Raw genomic sequence first — 25,417 nt, forward strand, 5'->3', positions numbered from 1 at the left:
GCTAAGCCGTCTCGTGCATCAGGACGTCGCTCAGGGCTCGGCTGCCCGTGATGGTCTTGGTGCCCGGTTCGTAGTCGGCGGTGACCACCATGGAGAACGGCGAGGATCCCGCCTTCTCGTAGACGCTGGCGATGTTCTCCGTGAGGAAGTGGGCGACCCCCAGTGAGCCGACAGCGTGGACACCCGCGATGAGCAGGAAGGTGCCCTGTCCGTCGGGTCTCGGCAGCCTGCCCAGATAGGCGATGTCAGTGGGTGCCGGATCGTCGGGGCGGTCGCTCGGGGAGGTGTGGACGGTGCCGCTGTCTCGCTCGATGAGCGCCCAACGTCCATCGGCCAGGGTCTCGAAGGCCAGCTTGGGGTCCTTGCTCAGGGCCTCGGCGGTCACCGGTGAGGTCTTGGGGCCACAGACGACGATGAGGTCGTCGCGGTTCAGGTCGATCTCGCCCGAGGTTGGGATGTAGCCCAGGTCTCCTTCGAGCTGTAGCTGATGCGCCAACGCCAACAGCTTCTGACCCGTGGAGCTGTCTTCCAGGGCCACGTAGTCCCGCTCGCCGGGTCGCATGGGGACAAGCACCTGTGTGCGCTGGGTACCGAGGAACGCTCGCTCCGGCGGTGGGCCGGCATCACGAAGCTGTGCGACGCGCGCCCGGCTGACACCCATGAGCCTCGCGACGTCCGCCATCGAATGCCCGTGATCACGAAGCCACGCGATGCTCTCCTTGCGCATGCGTGAGGTCTCGACAACGGCGGCCTGGAGCTCCCCCATCAGGTCCACAGCGGCCTTCACGCGGAGCGCGTGATCTTGCATGGCGGCGACGCGCCGCACTTCGTCAATCACGGCGAACACCTCGCGGCAGCGGATGGGGGAATGTCTTCATGCCCAACATGCTAAGGGGGGGTTGACATCTCGCACCAGTCGCGTGCATCTTTGGTGGTAACCCCCCCTTAACGGAGTGGGGGTTCGAGCGCTCGGGCTGTTAAGCCCCCCTTACCGGGAGAGTGGAAATGCCGTCCTTCAAGATCGACCTTTCGACTGCCGTGGTGTTCGTCGCGACCGCGCCGGCGCCGAAGCTCGTGAGCAAGCAGACCGGTGAGCGTGCGATGGACCGGGAGACCGGTGCCGGGCTGTCCACGGTGGGCCTGCTGATTTCGGATGAGGGGGAGGGCAACCTGTACCAGGTGACCGTCCCGGAGACCGGCCTCCCGGAGAACCTGGCGCCGGGCACGCCGGTGTCGGTGATCGGGCTGAAGGCCCGGGACTGGGAGAACACGTTCAACGGCCAGATCCGACACGGCATCTCATTCCGCGCCGTCGCCGTCACGCCGATGGGGGCCTGATCATGACCGACCTGTCGACGTTATGGGAGGTCGGCCTCCCGCTGGCCGGGGCCGGTGGCCTCGGAGTCGCGAAGGTCCGCGCTCCGCGCCTGTACTGGAGCCTGGCGGGACTGCCGGTCACGCAGGTTCGGTTCGCGATGACGTACCGCTCCACGATGGACGTGTGCGGGCTGACGGTGCAGCCGTCCCGCTTCCGTGCGTTCATGGTCCGCACCGTCGCCCGTCGCAGCGAGGTCCAGCCGGTGCCGCCCAAGATCCGACGCGTCCGGGGCACGTCGACCGGACTGCGGATCACGCTCCGCCTCCCTGCCGGCCTTGAACCCGCCGATGTGGTCACGGCCTCGGAACGGCTCCGACACGCCTGGGGCGTCCACTCGGTCAAGGTGATCGAGACCAAGCCCGGGTTCGTCGAGCTGCGGATGACCGGTTACGACGTCCTGCGACGAGTGCGGATGCCTCGCCGGGTTCCGTCCGGTCTGCTGACCGCGCCGGTCGCGCTTCGGGAGGATGGCACCGCGTTCGTCCGCGACTACCTGAGGGTCCCGCACGCGCTGACGCTCGGCGCTAACCAGTCGGGCAAGTCGATGTATCAGCGCAACCTGATCGCCGGTCTCGCCCGGCTGAACGTCGCCCTGGTCGGGATCGACTGCAAGCGCGGTGTCGAGCAACGGGGCTATGCCCCGCGTCTGTCGGCCCTCGCGATCACGCCCGAGCAAGCCTCCGATGTCCTGGACGCTCTGGTGGGCGAGATGGAAGGCCGCTTCGACTTGCTGAGCGAGTACGGCGCTGGCGACATCTGGGATCTGCCCGACAAGGTTCGTCCCGTACCGGTCGTGCTCCTGATCGATGAGGTCGCCGAGCTGTTCCTTGTCGCGACCAAGAAGGACGAAGAGCGTCGGGATCGGATGGTCACGCAGATGATCCGGCTCGGGCAGATGGCCCGCGCGGCCGGTATCTACCTGGAGGTCTGCGGCCAGCGCTTCGGCTCGGACCTCGGCAAGGGCGCCACCACCCTGCGCGCTCAGCTCACCGGCCGTGTCGTCCACCGCGTCAACGACAAGCAGACCGCCGACATGGGACTGGGCGACATCGCCCCCGACGCAGTCGTGGCCGTGACGACGATCCCGCCCGACAAGCCCGGCCTCGCGGTGGCCGGCGACTCCTCCGGCGGCTGGTCCCGCATCCGCACCCCCGAACTCAGCGCGGCCAAAGCCGCTGCCATCTGCGCCGAGTACGCGCACCTCACCCCGGACCTTCCGGCGCTCGCCGCCTACCGGCCGGTGATCAGCGCCGTAGCCCCGCCGGAGAAGCCGGTGCCGCTGGTGAAGCCGCTCCCGGCGACGGACTGACACACCCCTTGCCCCTCGGTCGGCGTGACCGTCTCACGCCAGGTCCCTACCCGACCCATGCCCGAAACCGAAGGGAACCGCCATGAGCACCACCAAGAAGCCCCCGGCCCCACGCCGCCGCACCGCCAAGCCCGCGCCCATCCCGCCGGCCTGCGGCACATGCGCCGGGACGGGCGAGACCACGACCGCCGTCCGGGTCGGGCGTAAGCGCCGGGCGATCGATGCCAACCAGACCGCGCTGTGCCCTGACTGCTTCGGCACCGGCACCGCCTGACCCAGGAAGCAGGTGCCCCGTGTCCCGCACCCTCCGCTTCGACGCCGTACTCATCCAAGCCGTCATCGCCGGTGCTCTCTCCTTCGCCCACCTGCACGATCTGGCTGCGGCGGCCGGACAGGACGGATGGAAGGCGTGGGCCTACCCGGTCAGCGTCGACCTGCTGTTGGTCGCCGCCTGGCGCCGGATGCGTACGGAATCCGGGAACCGTGACGCGTGGCTGTGGTTCGCCATCGCCCTGACCGCGTCACTCGGCGCCAACGTCGCCACGGCCGGAATGCTCGACATGCAGAACGTTCCGGCCTGGCTGCGCATCCTCGTCGCCGGATGGCCCGCCCTCGCCTTCCTCGGCGGCACTCTCCTCGCCCACGCACACACCCCAGCACCTCAATCCGAACCGGCACCGGTCGCCGTGGAAGCGCCGGCCCCCGAACCGGTGGCGGATGTGGCCGTGGAGCGTGCCCCGGCGCCCGAACTCCCGCCGGTCGCTCCCGCCCTCGTGGAAGCAACGTCGGAGCCCGCCCCGGAGCAAGTCCCGGTGGAGGTCGATCCCTCGGTGCCTCTGGTACCGGTCCCGCCTGCGCTGCTCGACCACGCCCGGAAGATCGCGGATGCCCATCACGCACAGACCGGTGCCCCGATCGACGCGGCCACCCTCCGCGCTCGCCTCGGAGTTCCGGCCGCGCTGGCGGACTCGATCGCCCTTCAACTCCCCTGATCCGAAAGGAGACAGACCCCGTGCGCCCGAACCGCTTCTACAACGTCGTCCGCTTCGGCCCGGTGCGCGTCGGCACCCACCACGACGGCCGCGGCCGCACCAAGCACACCGCCGTGTGCACCGCCCCCGGCTGCGACTACTCCGCCGACTACTTCACCCGCGCCGCCGCCGAACTCGCCGCCCGCACCCACCGCTGCAAGGCCTGAGAGGACCAAGCCCGTGTTCAAGCCCAAGTACCCGACCCCCGACACCTACACCCCGACCCAGCACACCGCGCCCGACCACTCCACGGCCCTCACGCCGACCACCCCGAACCCGGCCCCGGTACCCATCCCGGCTCCGGCGCCCGTGCCGGTCGCCCCGGCCCGTCCGACGGTTCAGCTCACCCCGGGCAGCGCGGTGGCGCTCATGGCCGGTGGCGGGGCCGTGGTCCTGGTCGTCGGCACCGTGCTCGTCTCCCTGCTCCTGGCGGTCGCCATCACCGGCGTATCCGTTGCCGTCGTGGCGGTCGTGCTGCGGCTGCTCGTCCGGGACATGCAGAGGGGCCGGTGACACTCATGGACACGTACACGCTGGCAGCCGCTGGCTTACCTGCCTTGGGCTGGGCCCTGCACGGCAGCATGCTCATCCGCCGCCTGGCCACCGCCCGCCGCGACCCCCTGACCGGCCTGCACACCCGCGCCGGATGGACCACCCGCGCCGAACACCTCATCACCCGGCGCCCGAACGCGCTCGTGGTCCTGGTCGACCTGGACGACTTCAAGGCCATCAACGACACCCACGGCCACGCCGCCGGCGACACCGTCCTCACCGCGACCGCCCGTCGACTCACCGACTGGTGCGGACGCCACGGCATCGCCGCCCGCCTCGGCGGAGACGAGTTCGCCGCCATCGTCACCGACCCCGCCCACACCGACGGCCTTCGGGCCCTCCAGGCCGCCCTCGACCAGCCGGTCACGCACGACGGCCACACCCTGCGGGTCTCCGCCTCCGTGGGCCACTGCCACCGCGACGACCTGCCGGTCCCGGTCCTCACCGACGCTCTGTCCGCCGCCGACATGGCGATGTACGCGGCCAAGGGCCACGGCAGGCGCAACACACGCTAAGCGGCCCCGGGGCGGCCTCGGTCGCCAAACTTCCGCCGCCCCGGGCGCCTGAACCCACTTCCAGATCCAACGGACCCGAAAGGGAAAGCCCATGATGCCGCAGCCCCACCCCAAGCGCGTCTGCTCCCACTGCGACGGATTCGCCGTCGTTCACGTCACCACCGGCAACACCACCACCGACGGCAAGCGCCGCACGCTTCCGGCCAACTGCCCGGCCTGCAAGGGCACCGGCAACCGCGCCCACCTCGTGCGCAGCGCGGAGGTGTCGGCATGAGGGTCCCCTTCCGCCGCACGCCGCTCAACGACTGGGACCCGGTCGAGCAGCTGGCCGCAGCACACAACGAGCACGACGCCCATCGACCGGAGGCGAAGCAGCCCCGTAAGGGTTCGTGGGGCCGCCCCTCCAAGGACATCACCGGCCCTGTCGACGCCTCGGTCAACACCCCGAAGAAGGGACGGCGCTGGTGACCAACTCCGCCACCCTAACGGCGGGCCTGGACCCGGCCACCCTGGGCGATCTGCTCCGGGTGGCCGGGTCCCCCGGCTTCGACCGCCTCACCGAACAGATCCGCCACACTGGCGGATGCGCCGCCCCCATCCGCCTGTCCGGCGGCACCAAGCTCGTCGACCCCACCACGCGGACCCTGCTCCACGCCTACACGACCGACGCCGAGCCGGGCGGGGTCCTGCGGGTCGCGTGCGGCAACCGGCGTGCCTCCCGCTGCCCCTCCTGCGCCTGGACCTACGCCGGGGACACCTACCACCTGATCCGCGCCGGCCTCGTTGGCGCCCCCGACAAGGGCACCCCCGACACCATCCGGGACCACCCCCGCGTCTTCGCCACCCTCACCGCCCCGTCCTTCGGCCCCGTGCACAACCGGCCCGGCAACCGGCCCTGCCGCTGCGGCACCCGGCACGCCGAGGACGCCCCGGAGCTCGGCACGCCGCTCGACCTGGCCACATACGACTACGCGGGTGCGGTGCTGTGGAACAACCACGCCTCCGAGCTGTGGCGCTACTTCACGATCTACCTCCGCCGCGAGATCGCCGCCCGCGCCGACCTCACCCAGGAAGCCGCCCGCGAACAATCCCGCGTCTCCTTCGGCAAAGTCGCCGAGTACCAAAAGCGCGGCGCCGTCCACTTCCACGCCGTGATCCGCTTCGACGGGCCGGACGGCCTCCACTCTCTGCCCCCGTACTGGGCGACCCTCGACCTGCTCACCGACGCCATACAGGCGGCCGCTGCCCGCGTCCGCGTCGTCGTCCCCGCCGCACCGGCACACGGCGTCGAGCAGGACGTGACACTCACCTGGGGCACCCAGCTCGACGTTCAGCCCATCGGCGCCTTCGGAGACGGCGAGGAACTGACCGAACAGGCCGTCGCCTCCTACGTCGCCAAGTACGCCACCAAAGCCGCCGAGACCACCGGCACCGTCGACCACCCCGTCGGCAACAAGGAAGCCCTCATCCTCCTCGGCATCCCCGACCACCCCCGGCGCCTCATGGAAGCCTGCATGGACCTCGACGCGGCCTACCCCGACCGGAGGCTCCGCGCCTGGGCCCACATGCTCGGCTTCCGCGGCCACTTCTCCACCAAATCCCGCCGCTACTCCACCACCCTCGGCGCCTTACGCCAGGTCCGCGCCGACTACCGCGCCGCACAGCAACGCACCGCCCTCGGCCTGCCCGACCCCGACGAACACCCCGAAGCAACCGTCCTCGTCGTCGCCCACTGGACCTACGCCGGCCACGGCCACACCCCCGGCGAGTCCTGGCTCGCCGCCAACATCCGCCGCGACATCCAACACAACCGCGAACACGCCCGCGAGATCCGAACCGAACTCGAAGCCGACGACACCAACGGGAAGTGGTGACCATGACCCGTGCTCTACCCGAGCGGTACCTCACGCCGACCGATCTCGCCGACCTCCTGGGCGTCCCGCTGGAGACCGTCTACCAGTGGCGCCGCAAGCGGACCGGCCCGCGCGGCTTCCGGGTCGGCGTCCACCTTCGGTACGACCCGGAGGACGTCCGTACGTGGGTCGGCTCACTGATGGATCAGGAGAGTGCTGCCTGATGGCCGGCCACATCCAGGACCGCTGGTTCAAGACGGAGTTTGGCCCCGACGGGAAGCCCCGCCGGGTGAAGAGCGAGCGCTACGGCACCGGCATGCGCTACCGGGCCCGGTACGTCGGCCCCGACGGCACCGAGAAGTCGAAGAGCTTCCCGGACCGGCAAAAGCGGCTCGCCGATCAGTGGCTCGCCCACATCGAGACCGACATGTCCCGGGGCCAGTACATCGACCCCAAGGCGAGCCGGATCACCTTCCAGCAGTACGGGGAGAAGTGGCTCCGGAACCAGCAGGGCGACCCGAACACGGGCTTCTCCATGGAGTCCCAGCTCCGTCTGCACGCCTTCCCCTACATCGGCTCCAGGCCGCTCGGGTCCTTCAAGCCGGAGGACATCCGGGACTGGGTCGCGGATCTGACGGCGACCGGTGTGGTCGGGTCGTACGCCCGGGTCATCTACTCCAACGTCCGTACCGTCCTGAACGCGGCCGTGGACGACGGCCACCTTCCGAAGAACCCGTGTTCCGCCCGCTCGGTGAAGGCGCCGGCCGTCGAGAACAAGCGGGTCGTTCCCTGGACTGCTGAGCGCGTCTTCGCTGTCCGCAAGGCCCTGCCCGACCGGTATCAGGCCATGGTCGACATCGGCGCCGGGTGCGGGCTCCGTCAGGGCGAGATCCTGGGCCTCACCGTCGACTCGCTCGACTTCACGACGAACACGGTGCACGTCGTCCAGCAACTCAAGCTCAGCCGCAGCAAGCCGGTGTTCGCCCCACCGAAGGGCGGCAAGCTCCGGGACGTGCCGCTGCCTGGCCCCGTCGCCGATGCGCTCCGCGCGCACCTGACGAAGTTCCCGCCCGTCGACATCACACTGCCGTGGATGACCCAGCGCGGAGCGCACGTGACCAAGCAGCTGATCTTCACCGCGCCCCTGGGCAACCATGTCTGGCGGAACATGTTCAACACCGACCAGTGGAAGCCCGCCCTCGCCGCCGCCGGCGTCATCGCGGGGCGGGAGAAGGGGCAGCAGAGCTACGCCTCCGCCCGCGAGCACGGGATGCACGCGCTCCGCCACTTCTACGCCTCGGTGCTCCTCGACGCCGGGGAGAACATCAAAGCCCTCGCGGAGTACTTGGGCCACTCCGATCCGGGCCTGACTCTGCGGGTGTACGCGCACCTCATGCCGAGCAGCCGGGAACGCACCCGAAAGGCCGTGGCTCACGTCTTCCAGGGCGCATACGCTCCCCGGCACTGAGGAAGAGGGGGACGAAATGGATGCCGGGGACGACACGGAGCACTTCACGTTGATCTGCGATGACCCGCCGTACGCCGTCGTGCTCCTCGACTGCGGGCCGCGCGAGATGGACGTGGTCCGGGCCGTGCGTCAGGTGACGGGGCTGAGCCTCTGGCACAGCAGGGTGCTCATGCGGCAGGCGCCAGTCGCCGTCCTTGAGACCTGGCCCCAGGACATGGCCGACGAGGCGGTCGCGGTTCTCCGGAGCGCCGGCGCCCAGGCAGAAGTAAGGCAGGAGCCGGAGCCCGAGCGTCGCACGGCCCCGACACCCTAAGACGGCCCACAGACGGCCCCACGGCACGAAGAAGCCCCCTCCCGGCGGAGAAACCGCAGGTAGGGGGCTCTTTCGTAGGTAAGGACTACTTCTTGCCCTGGTTCTTCACGGCCTCGATGGCCGCCGCCGCGGCCTCCGGGTCGAGGTAGGTGCCGCCGGGCTTGACCGGCTTGAAGTTCTCGTCGAGCTCGTAGGCCAGCGGGATGCCGGTCGGGATGTTGAGGCCCGCGATGTCGGCGTCCGAGATGCCGTCGAGGTGCTTGACCAGGGCGCGGAGGCTGTTGCCGTGGGCGGCGACGAGGACCGTGCGGCCGGCCAGGAGGTCCGGGACGATGCCGTCGTACCAGTACGGGAGCATCCGCTGGACGACGTCCTTCAGGCACTCGGTGTCCGGGCGCAGCTCCGGCGGGATCGTCGCGTAGCGGGCGTCGTGCGCCTGCGAGAACTCGCTGTCCTCGGCGAGCGCCGGCGGCGGGGTGTCGTAGGAGCGGCGCCACAGCATGAACTGCTCCTCGCCGAACTCGGCGAGGGTCTGCGCCTTGTCCTTGCCCTGCAGCGCGCCGTAGTGGCGCTCGTTCAGACGCCAGGAGCGGTGGACCGGGATCCAGTGGCGGTCGGCGGCCTCGAGGGCCAGCTGCGCGGTGCGGATGGCACGCTTCTGCAGCGAGGTGTGGACCACGTCCGGGAGCAGACCGGCGGCCTCGAGCAGCTCACCGCCGCGCGCCGCCTCCTTCTCGCCCTTCGCGGTGAGGTTGACGTCCACCCAGCCGGTGAACAGGTTCTTCTCGTTCCATTCGCTCTCGCCGTGGCGGAGGAGGATCAGCTTGTACGGTGCGTCGGCCATGCCTCCGAGACTAGACGACGGCCGACGATTGACGCGCACCGTCAATTCGCTGGCGTCCGGCGTATGAGATCCGTAAGTTACGGGAGCGGAATGCGGGACTTACAGATCACCAGGGGGCGGCCACACATGTCCATCGACTCTCTCAGACGATCGGCGCGTGCGACCGTCTCAGGACTTCCCGGCGGCTTCTGGTGGCTCTGGCTGTCGACCCTGGTCAACCGGACCGGCGCCTTCGTCCTGACCTTCCTCTCCCTCTACCTCACCCAGGAGCTCGGGCACTCCGCCTGGTTCGCCGGACTCGTCGTCGCCCTCCACGGCCTCGGCGGTGTCGCCGGCTCGCCGCTCGGCGGCATGCTCACCGACCGCTGGGGCCGCCGCCCCACCATGGTCACCATGCACCTGGCGGCCGCCACCTGCGCCGCCCTGCTCTCGGTCGTCACCCACGCCTGGGGCGTCGCACTCGTCGTGCTCCTCATGGGCGTCGCCATGCAGGCCGTCCGGCCGTCCATCAACGCCACCATCGCCGACCTGGTGCCGGCCCACGAGGTCCGCCGCGCCTACGCCCTCAACTACTGGGCGCTCAACCTCGGCTTCGCCATCGCCGCCATCGGCGGCGGCGCCGCGATCGTCTTCGGCTACCGCACCCTCTTCCTCGTCGACGCCGCCGCGACCGCACTCTGCGCCCTGATCGTCTTCCTCCGACTGCCCGAGACGCGGCCGGAAGCCAAGGTCGACCAGGCCACCGGCGAGACCCTCGCGGAAGAGAAGGTCAGCGTCCTCACGGTGCTGCGCGACGCGCCCTTCCGCACCCTGGTGCTGCTCAACCTGCTCGTCTGCCTGGTCTTCACCGCCCCCTGGATCGGCCTGCCGCTCACCATGGCCGGCGAGGGCCTCGAGCCCTCCGCGTACGGTGCCGTCATCGCCGTCAACGGCGTCGTCATCGTCGGCTTCCAGCTGCTCGTCAACAAGGTCACCGACAAGCGCTCGCCGGTGATGCTGCTGACCGTCTCGTCCCTCCTCTTCGCCGTCGGCACCGGCGCCACCGCGCTCGCCGGCAGCTCCGTCGCCTTCGCCGCGACCGTCGTCGTCTGGACGATCGGCGAGATGGTCCACGTCCCCACCAACGCCGCCGCCACCGCCCGGCTCGCCCCGGAGCACGCCCGCGGCCGCTACCAGGGCGTGATGGGCATGTCCTGGGCGGTGGCCGGCTTCGTCGCGCCGATCCTGGCCGGCTGGGTCGTCGACGGGCCCGGGCCGGACGTCCTCTGGATCGCCTGCGCGGTGATCGGCGCCGTCGCCGCCATCGGCTACCAGACCCGGCTGCGGTCCGCCCTGTGCGAGGCGGAGACCGAGGAGCCCCCGGCTCCCGCCGCCGGGACCGGGGCTCCGTCCCCCCAGGTGGAGGCTCCGACCGCCAAGGTGGAGGCTCCGACCGCCAAGACGGACGCTGCCGGTGCTCCCGCCGCGGGGGCCGTCAGCTCTTCCTGAGGTCTGTGGGGCCTGTGGGTCCCGTGGGGCCCTTGGACCTCGCGGGGCCTGTGGAGCCTGTGGGGTCTGTGGGGCCTGAGGACCTCGCCGGGCCGGAGGGGCCTGCGAGATCTCTGGACCCCGTGAGGCCTGTGGGCCTCGCGGGGCTCGCGGGACCGTGAGGCCTGCGGACCTCGCGGGGCCCGTGAGGCCCGTGGGCCCCGTGAGGCCTGTGGCGCCCCTGGAGTCCGTAAAACCCCTGAAGCCCGTGGCCTCCCCCGAGTCCCTGACGTCCCTCAAGTCCCTGAACCGCTCCTGCTCTGCGGCCGGCGACGCGACCGGCGAGAAGCCAGCAGAGAAAGGTCAGTTCGCGGGCTTCTGGGTCAGGTTCTTGAACGCGTCGAGATTGCGCGTCGACTCCCCGCGCGACACCCGCCACGCGTACTCCCGGCGGATCGCCGTCGCGAAGCCCAGTTCGAGCAGCGTGTTGAAGTCGCCGTCCGCCGCTTCGAGGACGGAGCCGAGCAGCCGGTCCAGTTCCTCGGGCGTGACCGCCGCCAGCGGCAGCTTGCCGGCCAGGTAGATGTCGCCGAGCTGGTCGATCGCGTAACCCACCCCGTACAGCCGGAGGTTGCGCTCCAGGAGCCAGCGGTGGACGCCGGCCTCGTTCTCGTCGGGGTGGCGGATGACGAAGGCGTTGAGGGAGAGCGAGTGGCGGCCCACGCGCAGCGACAGCGTGGTGAAGAGCTTGCGCGTGCCCGGCAGCTTGACCACGTAGGAGCCCGGTTCGGTGGACTCCCATTCCAGTTCCGCGTCCTTGAACGTGTCCTCGACGATCCGCCGGACGCTCTCAGCCTCGACCTCAGCCATGGTGCGAGCGTACGCGACGCCGATGATCACGCGCCCGGAGGTCGTGCGTGCGGTGCCGGTGGTCGTGCATCGCGGCCGTGTACACGTCCGCCGTCCCCGACGCCGCCGTGTCCCAGCCGAACGAGCCGGCGTGCCGCGCCGCCGCCGCGCCCATCCGGTCGGAGAGCCGCGGATCGTCGACGAAGCGCTCGAGCGCGCGGGCGTAGTCCACCGGGTCGTGGCCGTGCACGAGGAAGCCGGTGGTGTCGTCCCGTACGGCCACGGGCAGACCGCCGACCGCGGCCGCGACGACCGGGGTGCCGGCCGCCTGCGCCTCGATGGCGACCAGGCCGAAGGACTCGCTGTACGAGGGCACGACGAGCACGCTGGCGGCGCGGAACCAGTCCGCGAGCCGGTCCTGCCCGACCGGCGGGTGGAAGCGGACGACGTCGGAGATGCCCAGCTTGGCGGCGAGCTTCTGCAGCCCCTCCGGCTTGGCGAGGCCGCTGCCGCTCGGCCCGCCGACCACCGGCACCACCATGCGCGAGCGCAGCGAGGGGTCGCGGTCCACGAGCAGCGCCGCGGCGCGCAGCAGGATGTCCGGGGCCTTCAGCGGCTGGATCCGGCCGGCGAAGGCGGGGATGAAGGCGTCCTGGGGCAGGCCGAGCCGGGCCCGGGCGGCGGCGCGGCCGTCGGCGGGCCGGAAGTGGTCCAGGTTGACGCCGGGGTGCACGACGGCGATCTTGGCCGGATCGGCGTCGTAGAAGCGGGAGAGCTCGTCGGCCTCCTCGGCCGTGTTGGCGATCAGCCGGTCGGCCGCCTCGACGACCTGGGTCTCGCCGATCACCCGGGCCGCGGGCTCGGGCGTGTCGCCCTCGGCGAGCGCCGCGTTCTTGACCTTGGCCATGGTGTGCATGGTGTGGACGAGCGGGACGCCCCAGCGCTCGGCGGCGAGCCATCCGACGTGGCCGGACAGCCAGTAGTGGGAGTGCACCAGGTCGTAGTGGCCGGAGCGGTGGCCCGCCCAGGCCTGCATCACCCCGTGCGTGAAGGCGCAGAGCTGGGCCGGCAGCTCCTCCTTCGCCAGGCCCTCGTATGGACCCGCGTCGACGTGCCGGACGAGCACGCCGGGCGCGAGCTCGACGACCGGGGCGAGGCCGCCGGTGGTGGCCCGGGTGAAGATCTCGACCTCGACGTTGATCGCGGCGAGCCGTTTGGCCAGCTCCACGATGTAGACGTTCATGCCGCCCGCGTCGCCGGTGCCCGGCTGATGGAGCGGGGAGGTGTGGACACTGAGCATGGCCACGCGGCGCGGGCCGCGGTGCCGGCCGGGAAGCCGGAGCCGGGGCGGCGCCGCCAGGGTGCCGGCGAACCGGGACACGTACTGGCTCACGTCGGCGGTCCTTCCGCTGTCGGGCATGGCAGGCATGGCAGAGGGAGGGCGGGTCGCACCCTCCGACCCCGCACAACACCGGAATCCCCCCTTTCATTTCCCCGGCGGGCCGCGCTTTGCCAAGTCATTACCGCGGGGGACGGCGCGCCTCCCGGAGGCGGGGGCTCCGCTGGGGGCCGGCTCACGCCGGTACAGGGTTCCGCCCGGGGCCGGCTCACGGCGCGTTCGCCGACGCGGAGCGGGGCAGCGGGGCACCGGGCCTCCGTCACCGCTGCCCGCACCCGGGCCCGCCCGGCAGCCCTTCCCGACCCCTTACGCTCGTTCCATGGCCCCGCGCACCACACTTCCCGCCGTCGCCCGACCCGTCGGCACGGTCACCCGCGGGACCACCAACCCCAACCGGCTGCGCCGCCAGGACCGCTGGATCGCCGCCGTCCACGGTCCGGCCCTGCGCCGCTCCGCGACCCCGCCCCTCACCGTCGACCTCGGCTACGGCGCCGCGCCGTGGACCGCGGTCGAGCTGCTCTCCCGGCTGCGCGCCGAGGACCCCCGCACCCGGCTGTACGGCATCGAGATCGAGCCGGCCCGGGTCGCCGCGGCGCGGCCGTACGAGCGCGAGGGCCTGGAGTTCCGGCACGGCGGCTTCGAGGTGCCGGTACCCGGCGAGGTCTCGCTGATCCGGGCCGCGAACGTGCTGCGCCAGTACGACGAGGAGCAGGTCGCGGCGGTCTGGGAGCGGCTGCGCCGGCGGCTCGCGCCGGACGGGCTGCTCGTGGAGGGCACCTGTGACGAGATCGGGCGGCGGCACGTGTGGGTCGCGCTGGGCCGCTCGGGGCCGCGGACGGTGACGTTCGCGACCCGCCTCGGCTCGCTCGCCCGGCCGTCCGACCTGGCGGAGCGGCTGCCCAAGGCGCTGATCCACCGGAACGTGCCGGGCGAGCCGGTGCACGCGTTCCTGCGGGACTTCGACCGGGCGTGGGCGGCCGCCGCGCCGTTCGCCTCGCTGGGCGCGCGGCAGCGCTGGATCCGTACCGTGCGGGACCTGGCGGCGGACTGGCCGGTGACGGACGGCCCGCGGCGCTGGCGGCAGGGCGAGGTGACGGTGCGCTGGGAGGCCCTGGCCCCGCGCACCTGATGACCCCGGGGCGACCGGAGATCCCTCGCACCCGACCGTAGGCGCGGCTGGAGGCGCCCCGTCCCTGGCCCGGGGCCCTTCTGAACTTCCCCTGAACTCTCCGTATTTTCATCCGCCTGGGGAACGCGAGCGGCCGAACGCTCGTCCCCCGTGGGGGGAAGTGACCCGACAGGACCCGCTTTCCCCTGTTGCTTTCGGGTTTCGCGTGGCACTATCGCCAAGGTCACGACCAAGTTACTGACGGTAAATCAGATTCAGATCGCATACGCATGACCGGGTGTCTTGAGGGGGAGCCTGTGAACCGACGCCGCCACGCCATCGCCACGCTCACCGTGGTCTGCGCCCTGACGGTGCTTGCCTCACCCGCGCTCACCCTCCAGGCCGCCGCCGCCCCGCTCCCGCCCGGGCCGCCGGCGCAGCCCAAGAAGACGCTCGAAGAGGTACGCAAGGAGATCGACGGCCTCTACCGCCAGGCCGCCAGCGCCACCGACGCGTACAACCTGGCCGAGGAGAAGGCCAAGGAGCAGTCCGACGAGATCGTGAAGCTGGCCCGGATGATCGTGGCCGGCCAGGAGAAGATCGACGACCTCAAGGCGCGGGCGGGCGCGGCGGCCCGCGCGCAGTACCGCAACGGCGGACTGCCCGACGGCGCCCAGCTCGTCCTCACGAACGACCCGCAGCTCTTCCTCGACAACGCGGGCCGGCTCAAGGAGGGCCAGAAGGCCACCAAGGACCTGCTCGCCGAAATGACGAGCACACAGGCCCAGTTGACCACGTACGCGAAGGACGCCAGCCTCAACTGGAAGAAGCTGGAGGAAAACCGGCTCAAGCAGGCCAAGGCGAAGCAGGAGATCAACGACAAGATCGACGCCGCGAAGAAGCTGGAGTCGCAGCTCGCCGCCGAGGAGCGGGCCCGGCTGCTGCGCCTGGAGCAGCAGGAGCAGTACAAGGCGCAGACCGCCTGGATCAACTCCGGAGTCCTGAAGGGCCTGAGCGAGAAGGCGACGCCGGCGGGCAAGCGGGCGGTGGAGTTCGCGACCGCGCAGATCGGCAAGCCGTACGTGTGGGGCGCCGAGGGCCCGGGCTCGTTCGACTGCTCCGGCCTCACCCAGTCGGCATGGCGGGCGGCCGGCCGTCCGATCCCGCGCACCTCGCAGGAACAGTGGCGACTCCTCCCGCGCGTGGACATCAAGGACATGCGGCCCGGCGACCTGATCGTCTACTACAAGGACGCCAGCCACATCGGGATGTACGTGGGCAACGGGGCGATCGTGCACGCGCCGCGGCCCGGGCGGGACGTGACGATCGCCGGCGCGGGCTCGATGGAGATCCTGGGAGTCGTCCGCCCGGAGTGACCCGAGCGGTCCGGCCGGAGCGGCCCGAGCCCTGCGGCCGAGTGGCCTGCGCGGTCCGCCCGGAGTGAGCCGAGCGGGCCGGAGGGAGTGACCCCAGCGGCTCCGCCCTGAGCGACCCGGGCAGTACGCACGAGCGACCCGCGCAGTCCGCATGAGCGGGCCGGGCAGTCCGCACGAGCGACCCGGGCGGTACGCCCGGAATGGCCCGATCCGGCATCTGAGAGGCGTGGGGGGCGCCCGCCGAGTGGCGCGGGGCTCGCCCGCCGAGAGGCGTCGGACCGTCCGTCCGGAGGGCGTTCCGTCCGCTCGAAGTGACACGTCGCACGTGACGTTTCTCATCGTCCGGAGGTCCTCGCCCGCCGTCGTGACGGCCTCCTGGCGGCGACTACCTCCCCATCCGTGGCATATGCCATACCGCCGTGCCGGTTCACCGCGTGATCGCCATTCCGCTGCGCCGCGAGGTACCGCTATGGTCGGTCCCCGGCCCTCGGGGGGAGGGGAAGGAAACCCATACCGATGCCCGTACCCGTACCGCGTCAGAGAATCGATTCTCCCGCGGCACCCGGAACGCCCGGCACCGCCCACGCCCACGACCTCACGCTCCTGGTCGTCGAGGACGACCCGGCCGGCGCCCTCGCCGTACCCGAGCTGCTCGACGCGGCCGGCACCCGGGTCCGTATCCGTACCGCCCGCAACCTCACCGAGGCCGAGCGGCTGCTCACCGACGACGTCCACTGCGTCCTCGTCGACCTCGCCCTGCCCACCCCCCGCGGGGCCGAGGACGAGCCGCTCGCACCGCTCCAGCACATCCTGCGGCTCGCGCCGCGCCACGCCGTGCTCGCGCTCGCCGCCTCCGCGGACGCCGAGCTCGCGGCCGAGGCGGTACGGGTCGGTGCGCAGGACCACCTCTTCCGCGAGGAGCTCGACGGGCGGCTGCTCAGCCGCGCCATCCGCTACGCGGTCGAGCGCAAGCGCAACGACGTCGTGAAGATGAAACTGGCCGAGTCGCGGCTGCGCGCCCAGGAGAACGCCCGCCTGGAGCGCGGGCTGCTGCCCACGCCGCTCCTGGAGGGCTCCGACCTGCGGTTCGCCGCCCGCTACCGGCCCGGCCGGTCCCGGGCGCTGCTCGGCGGCGACTTCTACGACACCGTGCGCACGCCCGACGGCACGGTCCACGCGATGATCGGCGACGTCTGCGGCCACGGCCCCGACGAGGCCGCGCTGGGCGTGGAGCTGCGGATCGCCTGGCGGGCGCTGACCTTCGCGGGCCTGTGCGGGGACGAGCTGCTCTCGACGCTCCAGCAGGTACTGGAGCACGAGCGCGAGAACGACGAGATCTTCGCGACCCTGTGCACGGTCGACATCTCCGCCGACGGCCGCCGGGCCGGCCTGTGCCTGGCCGGCCACCCCACTCCGCTGATCGCCCGGCACGGGCGGGCGGCCGAGCTGCTGCCGTACGAGGACGGCGGCCCGGCCCTCGGTCTGCTGCCGCGCGCCCGCTGGCCGCGCCGGCAGGTGGAGCTAGGCGGTTCGTGGAGCCTGCTGATGTACACCGACGGGCTGATCGAGGGCCGCTCGGCGGGCCCCGGCTCGCCGCGGCTCGGCCAGGACGGGATGGTCGAGATGATCAACCGGCAGCTGGCCTCGGGCCTGCGGGGCGAGGAACTGCTCGACGCGGCGGTGACGGAGGTGCGGTCGCTGAACGGCGGGGAGCTGACGGACGACGTGGCGGTCCTGGCCCTGGAACGGGACAAGGCCCGGGCATAGGCCCGGGCCTTGGGACCGCGGTCGTTCCGCCGGCTCCTACCGGCCGCCGTTGTAGGGGCCGTACGGGCCGTCGCTGCTGGAGCCGCCGCGCCGGCCGCCGCCGGACACCTGCTTGAGCGCGGGGCGGACGTCGACCATGAAGACGATGGCGGCGATGAGCCCGGCGATCTGGAGGAACAGCATCGGCAGCAACAGGTTCAGGACGAGGTTGATGCCGAGCAGGATCAGCCAGAACTTCTTGGTCTGCTTGTCGGCCGCTCGGTACGCGTCCTCGCGCGCCGTGGCGGCGAAGACGAACGCGGCGACGGCGAAGCCGGTGAAGACCAGGAAGGTCACCAGGGACAGAATCGAGTCGAAGCCGTTCGCCAACATGCTGAGCACCGCCTAGGTGTGTGGGTGGAGCGCCTCGCGGCCAAGGTACCCGTTACAACGCTCAGGACACCGGGATTGGTGCCCGGACCGCCGTACGGCCTATTTCCGCCCGTACGGCTTCTTTCCCGCCGCACGGCCTCCTCGCCGCCGTGCGGCCTCGTTTCCGCCGTGCGGCCTCTTCCCCGCCGCACGGCCTACTTGTCGGCGCCTTCGGTGGCCGGAGCCTTCTTGGCGGACGTCTTGCGGGCGGTGGTCTTGCGGGCGGCCGGCTTGGGAGCGGCGGCCTCGGAGCCGTCCTCGGTGGTGGAGGCCCCGGCCTTCTCGGCCTCCGGCTCCTTCTCCGAGCCGGGCTCGACGACGACGGCGATCTCGGTGATCTCCTCGGCGACCTCGCCCCGCCAGGCCTTGACGGCCTCCTCGCCCTGCGCGGCGAGCTCCTCGTACTTCTCGCGCGCCTTGACCGCGTACTCGGCGGCGACGCCGACGCCGCGAAGCGCCAGGTCCTGCGCCTGCTCGCCCAGCTTCTTCAGGTCGGTGTCCAGGCCGCCGACGAGCTCGGCGAACTTCGCCTGAGCCTTCTCCTGCACCGCCTTCGGGTCCGTGTTCTTCACGGCCTCGATCCGGCCGGGCGCCTCGGCCGCGAGCTGCTCGATCAGGCCGGGCACCTTCTTGGCCTGCCGGACGGCGAGGTCGGCGGTGCCGGCGGCGAAGTAGAGGGGCGTGCGGAGTTCGTCGATGATGGCCATGGTCGTGGTCCTCCCAGAGGTTCTACACGTCGGTGGACTGCGCCTGCTCGGCGGCGTTCTCCTTGCGGAAGGAGTCGTAGATCTGCAGCAGCACCTGCTTCTGCCGCTCGTTGATCGAGGGATCGGCCAGGATGACGGCGCGCGTCTCCAGCTCCTCCCGCTCCTTCTCGTCGAGGATCCCGGCGCGCACGTACAGCGTCTCGGCGGAGATCCGCAGCGCCTTCGCGACCTGCTGCAAGACCTCGGCGCTGGGCTTGCGCAGCCCCCGCTCGATCTGACTCAGATACGGATTCGACACCCCCGCGGCCTCGGCGAGCTGCCGCAGTGACAGCTGCGCGGTGCGCCGCTGCTCACGGAGGTACTCGCCAAGATTGCCGACGTTGAGTGAAGCCATGCTCCGACCATGCCAGCTGGTGCTAACTATTGCAAGCAGCCGCTTGCAATAGTTCTGTCACACGAAAGCGGCGGCCACCGCCCGGCGTTCGGGTCCCGCCCGGGCCGACGGCCCTGGCGGCACGGCCACGACGGTGAGGAGACCGCCTGGGGGACGTCACGGCGCGTCCACGTGGCCCGCGCCCGCGGCGGACTCCACCACCACGCTCGGGGTCAGCGCGCGCAGGAAGTCCGCGGCGTCGAACAGGGCGCCCGCCGAGACCGCACCCGCCGGGACCCGCGTACGGCCCGTGAGGACGCGGTCGACGGCCTCGACCGCCAGCGGCGCCGTCACCGCGTAGATGTCCCGGCCCGTCGCGACCGCGCGGCGCTCCTCGGCGCCGGAGCGGACCAGGACGTCGATCAGGAAGGTCTGCGCGGAGCGGCCGCTCTCGTCGGCCGGGGCCGGCGGCGGGGTGTCCGCGGCGGCCAGGTCGCCTGCCGCCTCGGTCGTCATGTACGTGCGCACCTCGGGTACGGCGAGATGGCTCGGCACCGTGACGACGTCCGCCATCGTGAACTCGCCGATCACCGCCCGGGGTCCCATCGGCTCCGGGAACGCCCACTCCAGCCTCGGCGGGGCGTCGTCCCGGTACTGGAGGCGGCCGTCCCGGTGGACCGGGCGCCGGCCGCCGCGCCGCTCGCGGGAGACCGCGCCCGCCGCGCGCGTGCCGGCCGTCGGGTGCCAGCTGTCCAGGCCGTACGCGACGTGCACCTCGTCCGCCGCGGTCCACTCCCCCATCGCGGCGGTGGCCAGCAGATCGCCGAGCCCGCCGTAGAAGGCCATCGCCGGGACCACCAGGACTCCGGCCGCGCGGGCCGGCTCCGCGTACCGCGCGAGCGTGTCCACGTTGGCCTCGATCTCGGCCGCCACGTCCACGTACGGGATCCCGGCGCGCAGCGCCGCCTCGATCACCGGCGCGGCCGTCGTCGCGAACGGGCCCGCGCAGTTGATCACGGCCGCCGCGCCGGCCAGCGCCCGGTCGAGCGCCGCCGGGTCGTCCACCGCCGCCGGGCGGACCTCCAGGCCGTCCGTCGCCTCCTGCAGCTCCTTCAGCTTCCGCTCGTCACGGCCGGAGAGCACCGGGACGAAACCGCGCTCCCGCAGCTCCGCCACCACGAAACGGCCCGTGTGCCCGTACGCGCCGTACACCACCACTGCCCGCTGCGTGGTCCCCGGCGTCCCCGCCGTCTGCTCCGTCTGCGTCGCCTGTGCGGTCTGCGTCGTCTGTGCGGTCTGCGTCGTCTGCGTCGTCATACGGCCATCCTGGCCGCCGCGCCCCGGCCGCCGTGAGTGTCGGAAACGACGTGACCCGTACAGTTTCCGACATGGATTCCTGGGACGCCCGGCCCGCCGCCCCCTCTCCCGCCCCCTCCGTGGCGCTCGCCGTCACCGACGGCATGCTCCACTTCGAACTCGCCGTCGCCTACGAGGTGTTCTCCCGCGACTACGACCTCACCGTCTGCGGGCCCGGCCCCGTCCGCGCCGGGCGGTTCCTGCTCGAACCCGACCACGGGCTCGACCGGCTCCGCGACGCCCGCACCGTGATCGTCCCCGGCTGGGCGGACGTCGACGTCGCCCCGCCCGCCGCCCTCGTCGACGCCGTGCGCGCCGCCCACGAGGCGGGCGCCCGGGTCGCCTCGCTCTGCACCGGCGCGTTCGTGCTCGCGGCCGCCGGGCTGCTCGACGGCAGGCGGGCGACCACCCACTGGGCGCACACCGACGTCCTCGCCGCACGCCATCCCCGCGTGACGGTCGACCCGGACGTGCTCTACGTCGACAACGGCAGCGTCCTCACCTCCGCCGGCAAGGCCGCCGCCCTCGACCTGTGTCTGCACCTCGTCCGGCTCGACCACGGCTCGGCCGTCGCCAACACGGTCGCCCGACGGCTCGTCGTACCGCCGCACCGGGACGGCGGCCAAGCCCAGTTCGTCACCACGCCGGTTCCGGCGCCCGGCAACCACCCGCTGGGCGAGCTGTTCCCGTGGGTCATGGCCCGGCTCGACCGGCCGCTGACCGTCGAGGACCTGGCCCGGCGGGCCGGGATGAGCAGCCGTCATCTGGCCCGCCACTTCCACGCGGTGACCGGCACGACCCCGCTGCGCTGGCTGCTCGCGCAACGGATCCGGCGCGCCCAGGAGCTCCTGGAGACCACCGACGACGGCATGGAGACCATCGCGGCGGCCACCGGGATGGGGACCGCCACGACTCTGCGCCGGCACTTCGCCCGTACGGTCGGGGTGCCCCCGGACACGTACCGCCGCACCTTCCGCGTACGGGCGACGCACCCGGCCCCCGCCCCGGCCTAGAACGGCCCGTCCGGCCGCGACCAGCCGCGATCGGCGGTGATCGGCCGGCCAGGCCGTGTCCGGCCGTGCTGGGCCGTGACCGGCGGGCGGGCTCCCGGACGTCACGCGCCGACGTACTCCGCGAGGTGCTCGCCGGTGAGGGTGGAGCGGGCCGCGACCAGGTCGGCGGGCGTGCCCTCGAAGACGATCCGGCCGCCGTCGTGACCGGCGCCCGGGCCGAGGTCGACGATCCAGTCCGCGTGCGCCATGACCGCCTGGTGGTGCTCGACGACGATCACGGACTTGCCCGAGTCGACCAGCCGGTCCAGGAGCCCGAGCAGCTGCTCGACGTCCGCCAGGTGCAGCCCCGCGGTCGGCTCGTCGAGCACGTACACCCCGCCCTTGTCGCCCATGTGCGTCGCCAGCTTGAGCCGCTGCCGCTCGCCGCCGGACAGCGTGGTGAGCGGCTGACCGAGGCTCAGATAACCGAGGCCGACGTCGGCGAGCCGCTCCAGGATGCGGTGGGCGGCGGGGGTGCGCGCCTCGCCCGCGCCGAAGAACCGCTCGGCCTCCTGCACGGACATCGCGAGCACCTCGGCGATGTTCCGCCCGCCGAAGTGGTATTCGAGCACCGCGGCCTGGAACCGCCGGCCCTCGCACTCCTCGCAGACCGTCGCGACCCCGGCCATCATCGCGAGGTCCGTGTAGATCACCCCGGCGCCGTTGCAGGTCGGGCAGGCGCCCTCCGAATTGGCGCTGAAGAGGGCCGGCTTCACGCCGTTGGCCTTGGCGAAGGCCTTGCGGATCGGGTCGAGCAGGCCGGTGTACGTCGCCGGATTGCTGCGCCGCGAACCACGGATCGCGCCCTGGTCGACCGAGACCACGCCGGCGCCCGCCGGGATCGAGCCGTGCACGAGGGAGCTCTTGCCGGAGCCGGCGACACCGGTGACGACGGCGAGCACGCCGAGCGGGATGTCGACGTCGACGTCCTGGAGGTTGTTGGCGTTCGCGCCGCGGATCTCCAGGGTGCCGGTGGGCTTGCGCACCGACTCCTTGATCGAGGCCCGGTCGCCGAAGTGCCGCCCGGTGACGGTGCCGCTCTTCCGCAGCCTCGCGACGGTCCCCTCGAAGCAGACGCTGCCGCCCGCCGTGCCCGCGCCCGGACCGAGGTCGACGACGTGGTCGGCGATCGCGATCGTCTCGGGCTTGTGCTCCACGACCAGGACCGTGTTGCCCTTGTCGCGCAACCGCAGCAGCAGGTCGTTCATGCGCCGGATGTCGTGCGGGTGCAGACCGGTGGTCGGCTCGTCGAACACGTACGTGACGTCGGTGAGCGAGGAACCGAGGTGGCGGATCATCTTGACGCGCTGCGCCTCTCCGCCCGACAGGGTGCCGGAGGGGCGGTCGAGCGCCAGATAGCCGAGGCCGATCTCGACGAACGAGTCGAGGGTCTGCTGGAGCGTGGCGAGCAGCGGCGCGACCGGCGGCTCGTCGATGCCGCGCACCCACTCCGCCAGGTCGCTGATCTGCATCGCGCACGCGTCGGCGATGCTCACCTTGCCGATCTTCGAGGAGCGCGCGCCCTCGTTGAGCCGGGTGCCGTCGCAGTCGGGGCAGGTGGTGAAGGTGACCGCGCGCTCCACGAAGGCGCGGACGTGCGGCTGGAGGGAGTCGACGTCCTTCGACAGCATCGACTTCTGGAGCTTCGGGATCAGGCCCTCGTAGGTGAGGTTGATCCCCTCGACCTTGATCTTGGTCGGCTCGCGGTGGAGCAGGTCGGCAAGCTCGCGCTTGGTGTAGCGGCGGATCGGCTTGTCCATGTCGAAGAAGCCGGTGCCGCTGAAGATCCGGCCGTACCAGCCGTCCATCGTGTAGCCGGGGATGGTCAGCGCGCCCTCGGAGAGCGACTTGGAGTCGTCGTACAGCGCGGTCAGGTCGATGTCGGAGACCGTGCCCCGGCCCTCGCAGCGCGGACACATGCCGCCGGTGACGCTGAAGGAGCGCCGCTCCTTCACGGTCTTCCCGCCCTTCTCGTACGAGACCGCGCCGGCGCCGCTGACGGAGGCGACGTTGAAGGAGAAGGCCTTGGGGCCGCCGATGTGCGGCTCGCCGAGGCGGCTGAAGAGGATGCGCAGCATCGCGTTGGCGTCGGTGGCGGTGCCGACCGTCGAGCGCGGGTCGCCGCCCATCCGCTGCTGGTCGACCGTGATGGCCGTCGTCAGACCGTCGAGCACGTCGACGTCGGGGCGGGCGAGGGACGGCATGAAGCCCTGCACGAACGCGCTGTACGTCTCGTTGATCAGCCGCTGCGACTCGGCGGCGATCGTGTCGAACACCAGGGAGCTCTTGCCCGAGCCCGAGACGCCCGTGAACACCGTGAGGCGGCGCTTGGGGATCTCGATGCTGACGTCCTTCAGGTTGTTCTCGCGCGCGCCGTGCACGCGGATCAGGTCGTGGCTGTCGGCTGCGTGCGGCTTGCTCATGGCGTCGTCTCTCCCGTGCTGCCCTGCTCTGGGGTCCGGCTCTCGGGGTCCGGCTTGGATGTCTGCTCTGGTGTCCGGCTCTGGTGTCCTGGGAGCCAGGCTAGGCGCGGGGCGGTCGCCGTGCTTCTCGATTCCTGCTCATCTGTGGACAACCGCCCGGCCTGTGCACGACGGGCCCGCCCGGTCGTGCACGACGGGCCCTCTCTTCGTGCACGACGGGTCCGCCTGTGGACAACCGGTCCGGTGTCCGCGGGCCGTGCCATCCTGGGCACTGTGACGCCACAGACCATCGACGACCTGGTCAGACTGCGCCGGGCCCGGGACATGATCGACCGCGACTACGCGGAGCCGCTGGACGTCCCGGCCCTCGCCCGGGCCGCCCTCATGTCGACGGGCCACTTCCAGCGCAGCTTCCGCGCCGCGTACGGGGAAACCCCCTACAGCTACCTCATGACCCGTCGCGTCGAGCGGGCCAAGACGCTGCTGCGGCGCGGCGACCTGAGCGTGACGGAGGTCTGCTTCGCGGTGGGCTGTACGTCGCTGGGCTCGTTCAGCACGCGCTTCACCGAGCTGGTCGGGGAGAGTCCGAGCGCGTACCGGGCGCGGAACCACGAGGCGGGCGAGCCGATTCCCGCGTGCGTGGCGATGTTCCTGACCCGCCCGACGCGGGGCGGGACTGCGGCCGCGAAACCGGTCAGGAACGGAGAAGCGGAAAGCGCCCCGGCCTCGTAGCGTCGGGGCCATGAACACCACCATCAATCTCGCACAGTGCTTCATCGCCGTCGACGACCACGACAAGGCGCTCGCCTTCTACCGCGACGCCCTCGGCCTTGAGGTCCGCAACGACGTCTCCTTCGAGGGCATGCGCTGGGTGACCGTCGGTTCGCCGGACCAGCCGGACGTCGAGATCGTCCTGGAGCCCCCGCTCGCCGACCCGAACGCCCCGGCCTCCGACCGCCAGGCCGCGGCCGAACTCCTCGCCAAGGGCATGCTGCGCGGCGTCATCTTCCGCACCGACGACGTGGACGCCACCTTCGAACGCGTCCGCGCGGCGGGCGGCGAGGTCCTCCAGGAGCCCATGGACCAGCCCTACGGCGTCCGCGACTGCGCCTTCCGCGACCCGGCGGGCAACATGCTCCGCTTCAACCAGCCGCGCGGCTAGCAGGCATCTCGGCCGGAGAGCATCACGGCCGGGAAACCTCGCGCCCGAACCGGGAAGCACCGCGCCCGAACCGGGAAGCACCGCGCCCGAACCGGGAAGCACCGCGGCTAGGAAGCACCTCGCCGATCGGCCCGCGCCCAGGCCTCGACCGCCCGGTAGTCCGCCTCCGTGAGGCCCGTACGCGGGTCCACGCGTCTCAGCAGCGCGGGCGCCGGGTGGTGGGCCCGGGCCCAGGTGCGGTCGGCCGAGGTGATCTCGTCGTCGAGCCAGACGTACGGGCGACCCGCCGCCCAGGCGGCGAGCGCGCGGGTCTTCCAGTGGAGGCCCGCCACGGCGTCGACGTCCCCATCGACATCCCCGTCGACGTCGGCATCGGCACCAACTCGGGCGCCGACATCGGCCCCGGCTCCGGCTCCGGCCTCATCGTCGTCCGGCCAGGACACCACCGGCAGCGGCGGCAGTCCGAGGCGCGGCGCGAGCACCTCGTTCGCGTCCGCGCCCCAGGTCGTGGCCCAGACGAGCTCGCCGCCGAACGCCGCGAGGGACGTCACCCGGAGGCCATGGGCCGGGTCCACGCGGTGGAGCAGCGGGTGGGCGTCCGGCGGCGGTTCGGGGGCGTGGGCCGGGTGCGGGCCCGGTCCGCCGAAGGGGATCAGAGGACCGTCCACGTCGAGGAAGATCAGGAACCGCATGCTCCCAGACTG

General features: G+C 71.9%; 30 protein-coding genes. 20 read left to right on the forward strand and 10 right to left on the reverse strand.

Features of this window, described 5'->3' with window-relative positions; genetic code table 11:
• Position 1: 1 nt before the first annotated feature.
• Entirely contained in the window at positions 2 to 838 is an 837-nt protein-coding gene (locus tag ACFY8W_RS12565; protein WP_391103604.1) for a sigma-70 family RNA polymerase sigma factor, read from the reverse strand.
• A 167-nt stretch (positions 839 to 1,005) separates the two neighbouring features.
• Between ACFY8W_RS12565 and ACFY8W_RS12570 the strand changes: the two genes are divergently transcribed.
• The 13 genes from ACFY8W_RS12570 (at position 1,006) to ACFY8W_RS12630 (ending at position 8,419) form a co-directional block, all read left to right on the forward strand.
• A complete protein-coding gene (locus ACFY8W_RS12570) occupies positions 1,006 to 1,338 on the forward strand; it encodes a hypothetical protein (RefSeq protein ID WP_391103606.1) in 333 nt (110 codons plus the stop codon).
• Between the two features lie 2 nt (positions 1,339 to 1,340).
• Positions 1,341 to 2,687: an FtsK/SpoIIIE domain-containing protein gene (locus ACFY8W_RS12575; protein ID WP_391103608.1), complete on the forward strand. Its 1,347-nt coding sequence runs from the start codon at positions 1,341 to 1,343 to the stop codon at positions 2,685 to 2,687.
• A gap of 82 nt (positions 2,688 to 2,769) precedes the next feature.
• Entirely contained in the window at positions 2,770 to 2,961 is a 192-nt protein-coding gene (locus ACFY8W_RS12580) for a hypothetical protein (RefSeq protein ID WP_391103611.1), read from the forward strand.
• Between the two features lie 19 nt (positions 2,962 to 2,980).
• Positions 2,981 to 3,679: a DUF2637 domain-containing protein gene (locus ACFY8W_RS12585; protein WP_391103614.1), complete on the forward strand. Its 699-nt coding sequence runs from the start codon at positions 2,981 to 2,983 to the stop codon at positions 3,677 to 3,679.
• 20 nt (positions 3,680 to 3,699) lie between these two features.
• Positions 3,700 to 3,885 carry a mobile element transfer protein gene (locus tag ACFY8W_RS12590; protein ID WP_391103617.1) on the forward strand — a complete coding sequence of 62 codons (186 nt, stop codon included), beginning with the start codon at positions 3,700 to 3,702 and terminating at the stop codon, positions 3,883 to 3,885.
• A 13-nt stretch (positions 3,886 to 3,898) separates the two neighbouring features.
• Entirely contained in the window at positions 3,899 to 4,231 is a 333-nt protein-coding gene (locus ACFY8W_RS12595) for a SpdD protein (RefSeq protein ID WP_391103619.1), read from the forward strand.
• A gap of 5 nt (positions 4,232 to 4,236) precedes the next feature.
• On the forward strand, positions 4,237 to 4,785 hold the full coding sequence (locus tag ACFY8W_RS12600) for a diguanylate cyclase domain-containing protein (RefSeq protein WP_391103621.1): 549 nt from the start codon (positions 4,237 to 4,239) through the stop codon (positions 4,783 to 4,785).
• 91 nt (positions 4,786 to 4,876) lie between these two features.
• A complete protein-coding gene (locus tag ACFY8W_RS12605; RefSeq protein ID WP_391103623.1) occupies positions 4,877 to 5,059 on the forward strand; it encodes a hypothetical protein in 183 nt (60 codons plus the stop codon).
• On the forward strand, positions 5,056 to 5,253 hold the full coding sequence (locus ACFY8W_RS12610) for a hypothetical protein (RefSeq protein ID WP_391103625.1): 198 nt from the start codon (positions 5,056 to 5,058) through the stop codon (positions 5,251 to 5,253). Before ACFY8W_RS12605 ends, ACFY8W_RS12610 begins: the two co-directional genes overlap by 4 nt.
• The gene (gene repSA / locus ACFY8W_RS12615; protein ID WP_391103627.1) at positions 5,250 to 6,659 is read left to right on the forward strand and encodes a replication initiator protein RepSA; all 1,410 of its coding nucleotides are present in this window, start codon (positions 5,250 to 5,252) and stop codon (positions 6,657 to 6,659) included. The genes ACFY8W_RS12610 and repSA overlap by 4 nt, the downstream gene beginning before the upstream one ends.
• A 2-nt stretch (positions 6,660 to 6,661) precedes the next feature.
• Positions 6,662 to 6,862: a helix-turn-helix domain-containing protein gene (locus tag ACFY8W_RS12620; protein ID WP_391103629.1), complete on the forward strand. Its 201-nt coding sequence runs from the start codon at positions 6,662 to 6,664 to the stop codon at positions 6,860 to 6,862.
• On the forward strand, positions 6,862 to 8,106 hold the full coding sequence (locus ACFY8W_RS12625; protein WP_391103631.1) for a tyrosine-type recombinase/integrase: 1,245 nt from the start codon (positions 6,862 to 6,864) through the stop codon (positions 8,104 to 8,106). Before ACFY8W_RS12620 ends, ACFY8W_RS12625 begins: the two co-directional genes overlap by 1 nt.
• 16 nt (positions 8,107 to 8,122) lie before the next feature.
• Positions 8,123 to 8,419 carry a ribosomal protein L7/L12 gene (locus tag ACFY8W_RS12630; protein WP_391103633.1) on the forward strand — a complete coding sequence of 99 codons (297 nt, stop codon included), beginning with the start codon at positions 8,123 to 8,125 and terminating at the stop codon, positions 8,417 to 8,419.
• A gap of 85 nt (positions 8,420 to 8,504) precedes the next feature.
• Here ACFY8W_RS12630 and ACFY8W_RS12635 read toward each other — a convergent pair whose 3' ends face one another.
• On the reverse strand, positions 8,505 to 9,263 hold the full coding sequence (locus ACFY8W_RS12635; protein WP_391103636.1) for a phosphoglyceromutase: 759 nt from the start codon (positions 9,261 to 9,263) through the stop codon (positions 8,505 to 8,507).
• Between the two features lie 126 nt (positions 9,264 to 9,389).
• Here ACFY8W_RS12635 and ACFY8W_RS12640 point away from each other — a divergent pair, with 126 nt between their 5' ends.
• Entirely contained in the window at positions 9,390 to 10,751 is a 1,362-nt protein-coding gene (locus tag ACFY8W_RS12640) for an MFS transporter (RefSeq protein WP_391103638.1), read from the forward strand.
• A 342-nt stretch (positions 10,752 to 11,093) separates the two neighbouring features.
• On the opposite strand, the gene ACFY8W_RS12645 is transcribed toward ACFY8W_RS12640, so the two are convergent.
• On the reverse strand, positions 11,094 to 11,600 hold the full coding sequence (locus ACFY8W_RS12645) for a YbjN domain-containing protein (RefSeq protein ID WP_386863807.1): 507 nt from the start codon (positions 11,598 to 11,600) through the stop codon (positions 11,094 to 11,096).
• Positions 11,593 to 12,972, reverse strand: a complete 1,380-nt coding sequence (mshA, locus tag ACFY8W_RS12650; protein ID WP_391103907.1) for a D-inositol-3-phosphate glycosyltransferase — start codon at positions 12,970 to 12,972, stop codon at positions 11,593 to 11,595. The genes ACFY8W_RS12645 and mshA overlap by 8 nt, the downstream gene beginning before the upstream one ends.
• A gap of 325 nt (positions 12,973 to 13,297) precedes the next feature.
• Between mshA and ACFY8W_RS12655 the strand changes: the two genes are divergently transcribed.
• The 3 genes from ACFY8W_RS12655 (at position 13,298) to ACFY8W_RS12665 (ending at position 17,229) form a co-directional block, all read left to right on the forward strand.
• Positions 13,298 to 14,107: a class I SAM-dependent methyltransferase gene (locus ACFY8W_RS12655; RefSeq protein ID WP_391103641.1), complete on the forward strand. Its 810-nt coding sequence runs from the start codon at positions 13,298 to 13,300 to the stop codon at positions 14,105 to 14,107.
• A 296-nt stretch (positions 14,108 to 14,403) separates the two neighbouring features.
• Positions 14,404 to 15,462 carry an NlpC/P60 family protein gene (locus tag ACFY8W_RS12660; RefSeq protein ID WP_391103644.1) on the forward strand — a complete coding sequence of 353 codons (1,059 nt, stop codon included), beginning with the start codon at positions 14,404 to 14,406 and terminating at the stop codon, positions 15,460 to 15,462.
• Positions 15,463 to 15,978: 516 nt separating this feature from the next.
• Positions 15,979 to 17,229: a SpoIIE family protein phosphatase gene (locus ACFY8W_RS12665; protein ID WP_391103646.1), complete on the forward strand. Its 1,251-nt coding sequence runs from the start codon at positions 15,979 to 15,981 to the stop codon at positions 17,227 to 17,229.
• Positions 17,230 to 17,265: 36 nt separating this feature from the next.
• Here ACFY8W_RS12665 and ACFY8W_RS12670 read toward each other — a convergent pair whose 3' ends face one another.
• The 4 genes from ACFY8W_RS12670 to ACFY8W_RS12685 all read right to left on the reverse strand — a co-directional run bounded on the left by ACFY8W_RS12670 (position 17,266) and on the right by ACFY8W_RS12685 (position 20,037).
• Positions 17,266 to 17,601, reverse strand: coding sequence for a DUF2516 family protein (locus tag ACFY8W_RS12670; protein WP_391103909.1), 336 nt, complete (start codon positions 17,599 to 17,601; stop codon positions 17,266 to 17,268).
• 194 nt (positions 17,602 to 17,795) lie between these two features.
• A complete protein-coding gene (locus ACFY8W_RS12675) occupies positions 17,796 to 18,347 on the reverse strand; it encodes a hypothetical protein (RefSeq protein ID WP_391103649.1) in 552 nt (183 codons plus the stop codon).
• 22 nt (positions 18,348 to 18,369) lie between these two features.
• Positions 18,370 to 18,741 (reverse strand): helix-turn-helix domain-containing protein, encoded by a 372-nt coding sequence (locus tag ACFY8W_RS12680; RefSeq protein WP_391103651.1) that lies wholly within the window; start codon positions 18,739 to 18,741, stop codon positions 18,370 to 18,372.
• 156 nt (positions 18,742 to 18,897) lie between these two features.
• Positions 18,898 to 20,037, reverse strand: coding sequence for a saccharopine dehydrogenase NADP-binding domain-containing protein (locus ACFY8W_RS12685; RefSeq protein WP_391103654.1), 1,140 nt, complete (start codon positions 20,035 to 20,037; stop codon positions 18,898 to 18,900).
• Positions 20,038 to 20,108: 71 nt separating this feature from the next.
• Between ACFY8W_RS12685 and ACFY8W_RS12690 the strand changes: the two genes are divergently transcribed.
• Entirely contained in the window at positions 20,109 to 21,089 is a 981-nt protein-coding gene (locus ACFY8W_RS12690) for a helix-turn-helix domain-containing protein (protein WP_391103656.1), read from the forward strand.
• Between the two features lie 101 nt (positions 21,090 to 21,190).
• Here ACFY8W_RS12690 and ACFY8W_RS12695 read toward each other — a convergent pair whose 3' ends face one another.
• A complete protein-coding gene (locus ACFY8W_RS12695) occupies positions 21,191 to 23,551 on the reverse strand; it encodes an ATP-binding cassette domain-containing protein (RefSeq protein ID WP_391103658.1) in 2,361 nt (786 codons plus the stop codon).
• A gap of 324 nt (positions 23,552 to 23,875) precedes the next feature.
• Here ACFY8W_RS12695 and ACFY8W_RS12700 point away from each other — a divergent pair, with 324 nt between their 5' ends.
• Positions 23,876 to 24,283: a helix-turn-helix domain-containing protein gene (locus tag ACFY8W_RS12700; RefSeq protein WP_391103910.1), complete on the forward strand. Its 408-nt coding sequence runs from the start codon at positions 23,876 to 23,878 to the stop codon at positions 24,281 to 24,283.
• 10 nt (positions 24,284 to 24,293) lie between these two features.
• The gene (locus tag ACFY8W_RS12705; protein WP_391103661.1) at positions 24,294 to 24,713 is read left to right on the forward strand and encodes a VOC family protein; all 420 of its coding nucleotides are present in this window, start codon (positions 24,294 to 24,296) and stop codon (positions 24,711 to 24,713) included.
• 107 nt (positions 24,714 to 24,820) lie between these two features.
• Here the strand turns inward: ACFY8W_RS12705 and ACFY8W_RS12710 are convergent, their stop codons facing one another.
• Positions 24,821 to 25,405 (reverse strand): HAD domain-containing protein, encoded by a 585-nt coding sequence (locus tag ACFY8W_RS12710; RefSeq protein WP_391103663.1) that lies wholly within the window; start codon positions 25,403 to 25,405, stop codon positions 24,821 to 24,823.
• Positions 25,406 to 25,417: the final 12 nt, after the last annotated feature.

This window comes from Streptomyces sp. NPDC012637 (assembly GCF_042954805.1).
GTDB lineage: Bacteria > Actinomycetota > Actinomycetes > Streptomycetales > Streptomycetaceae > Streptomyces.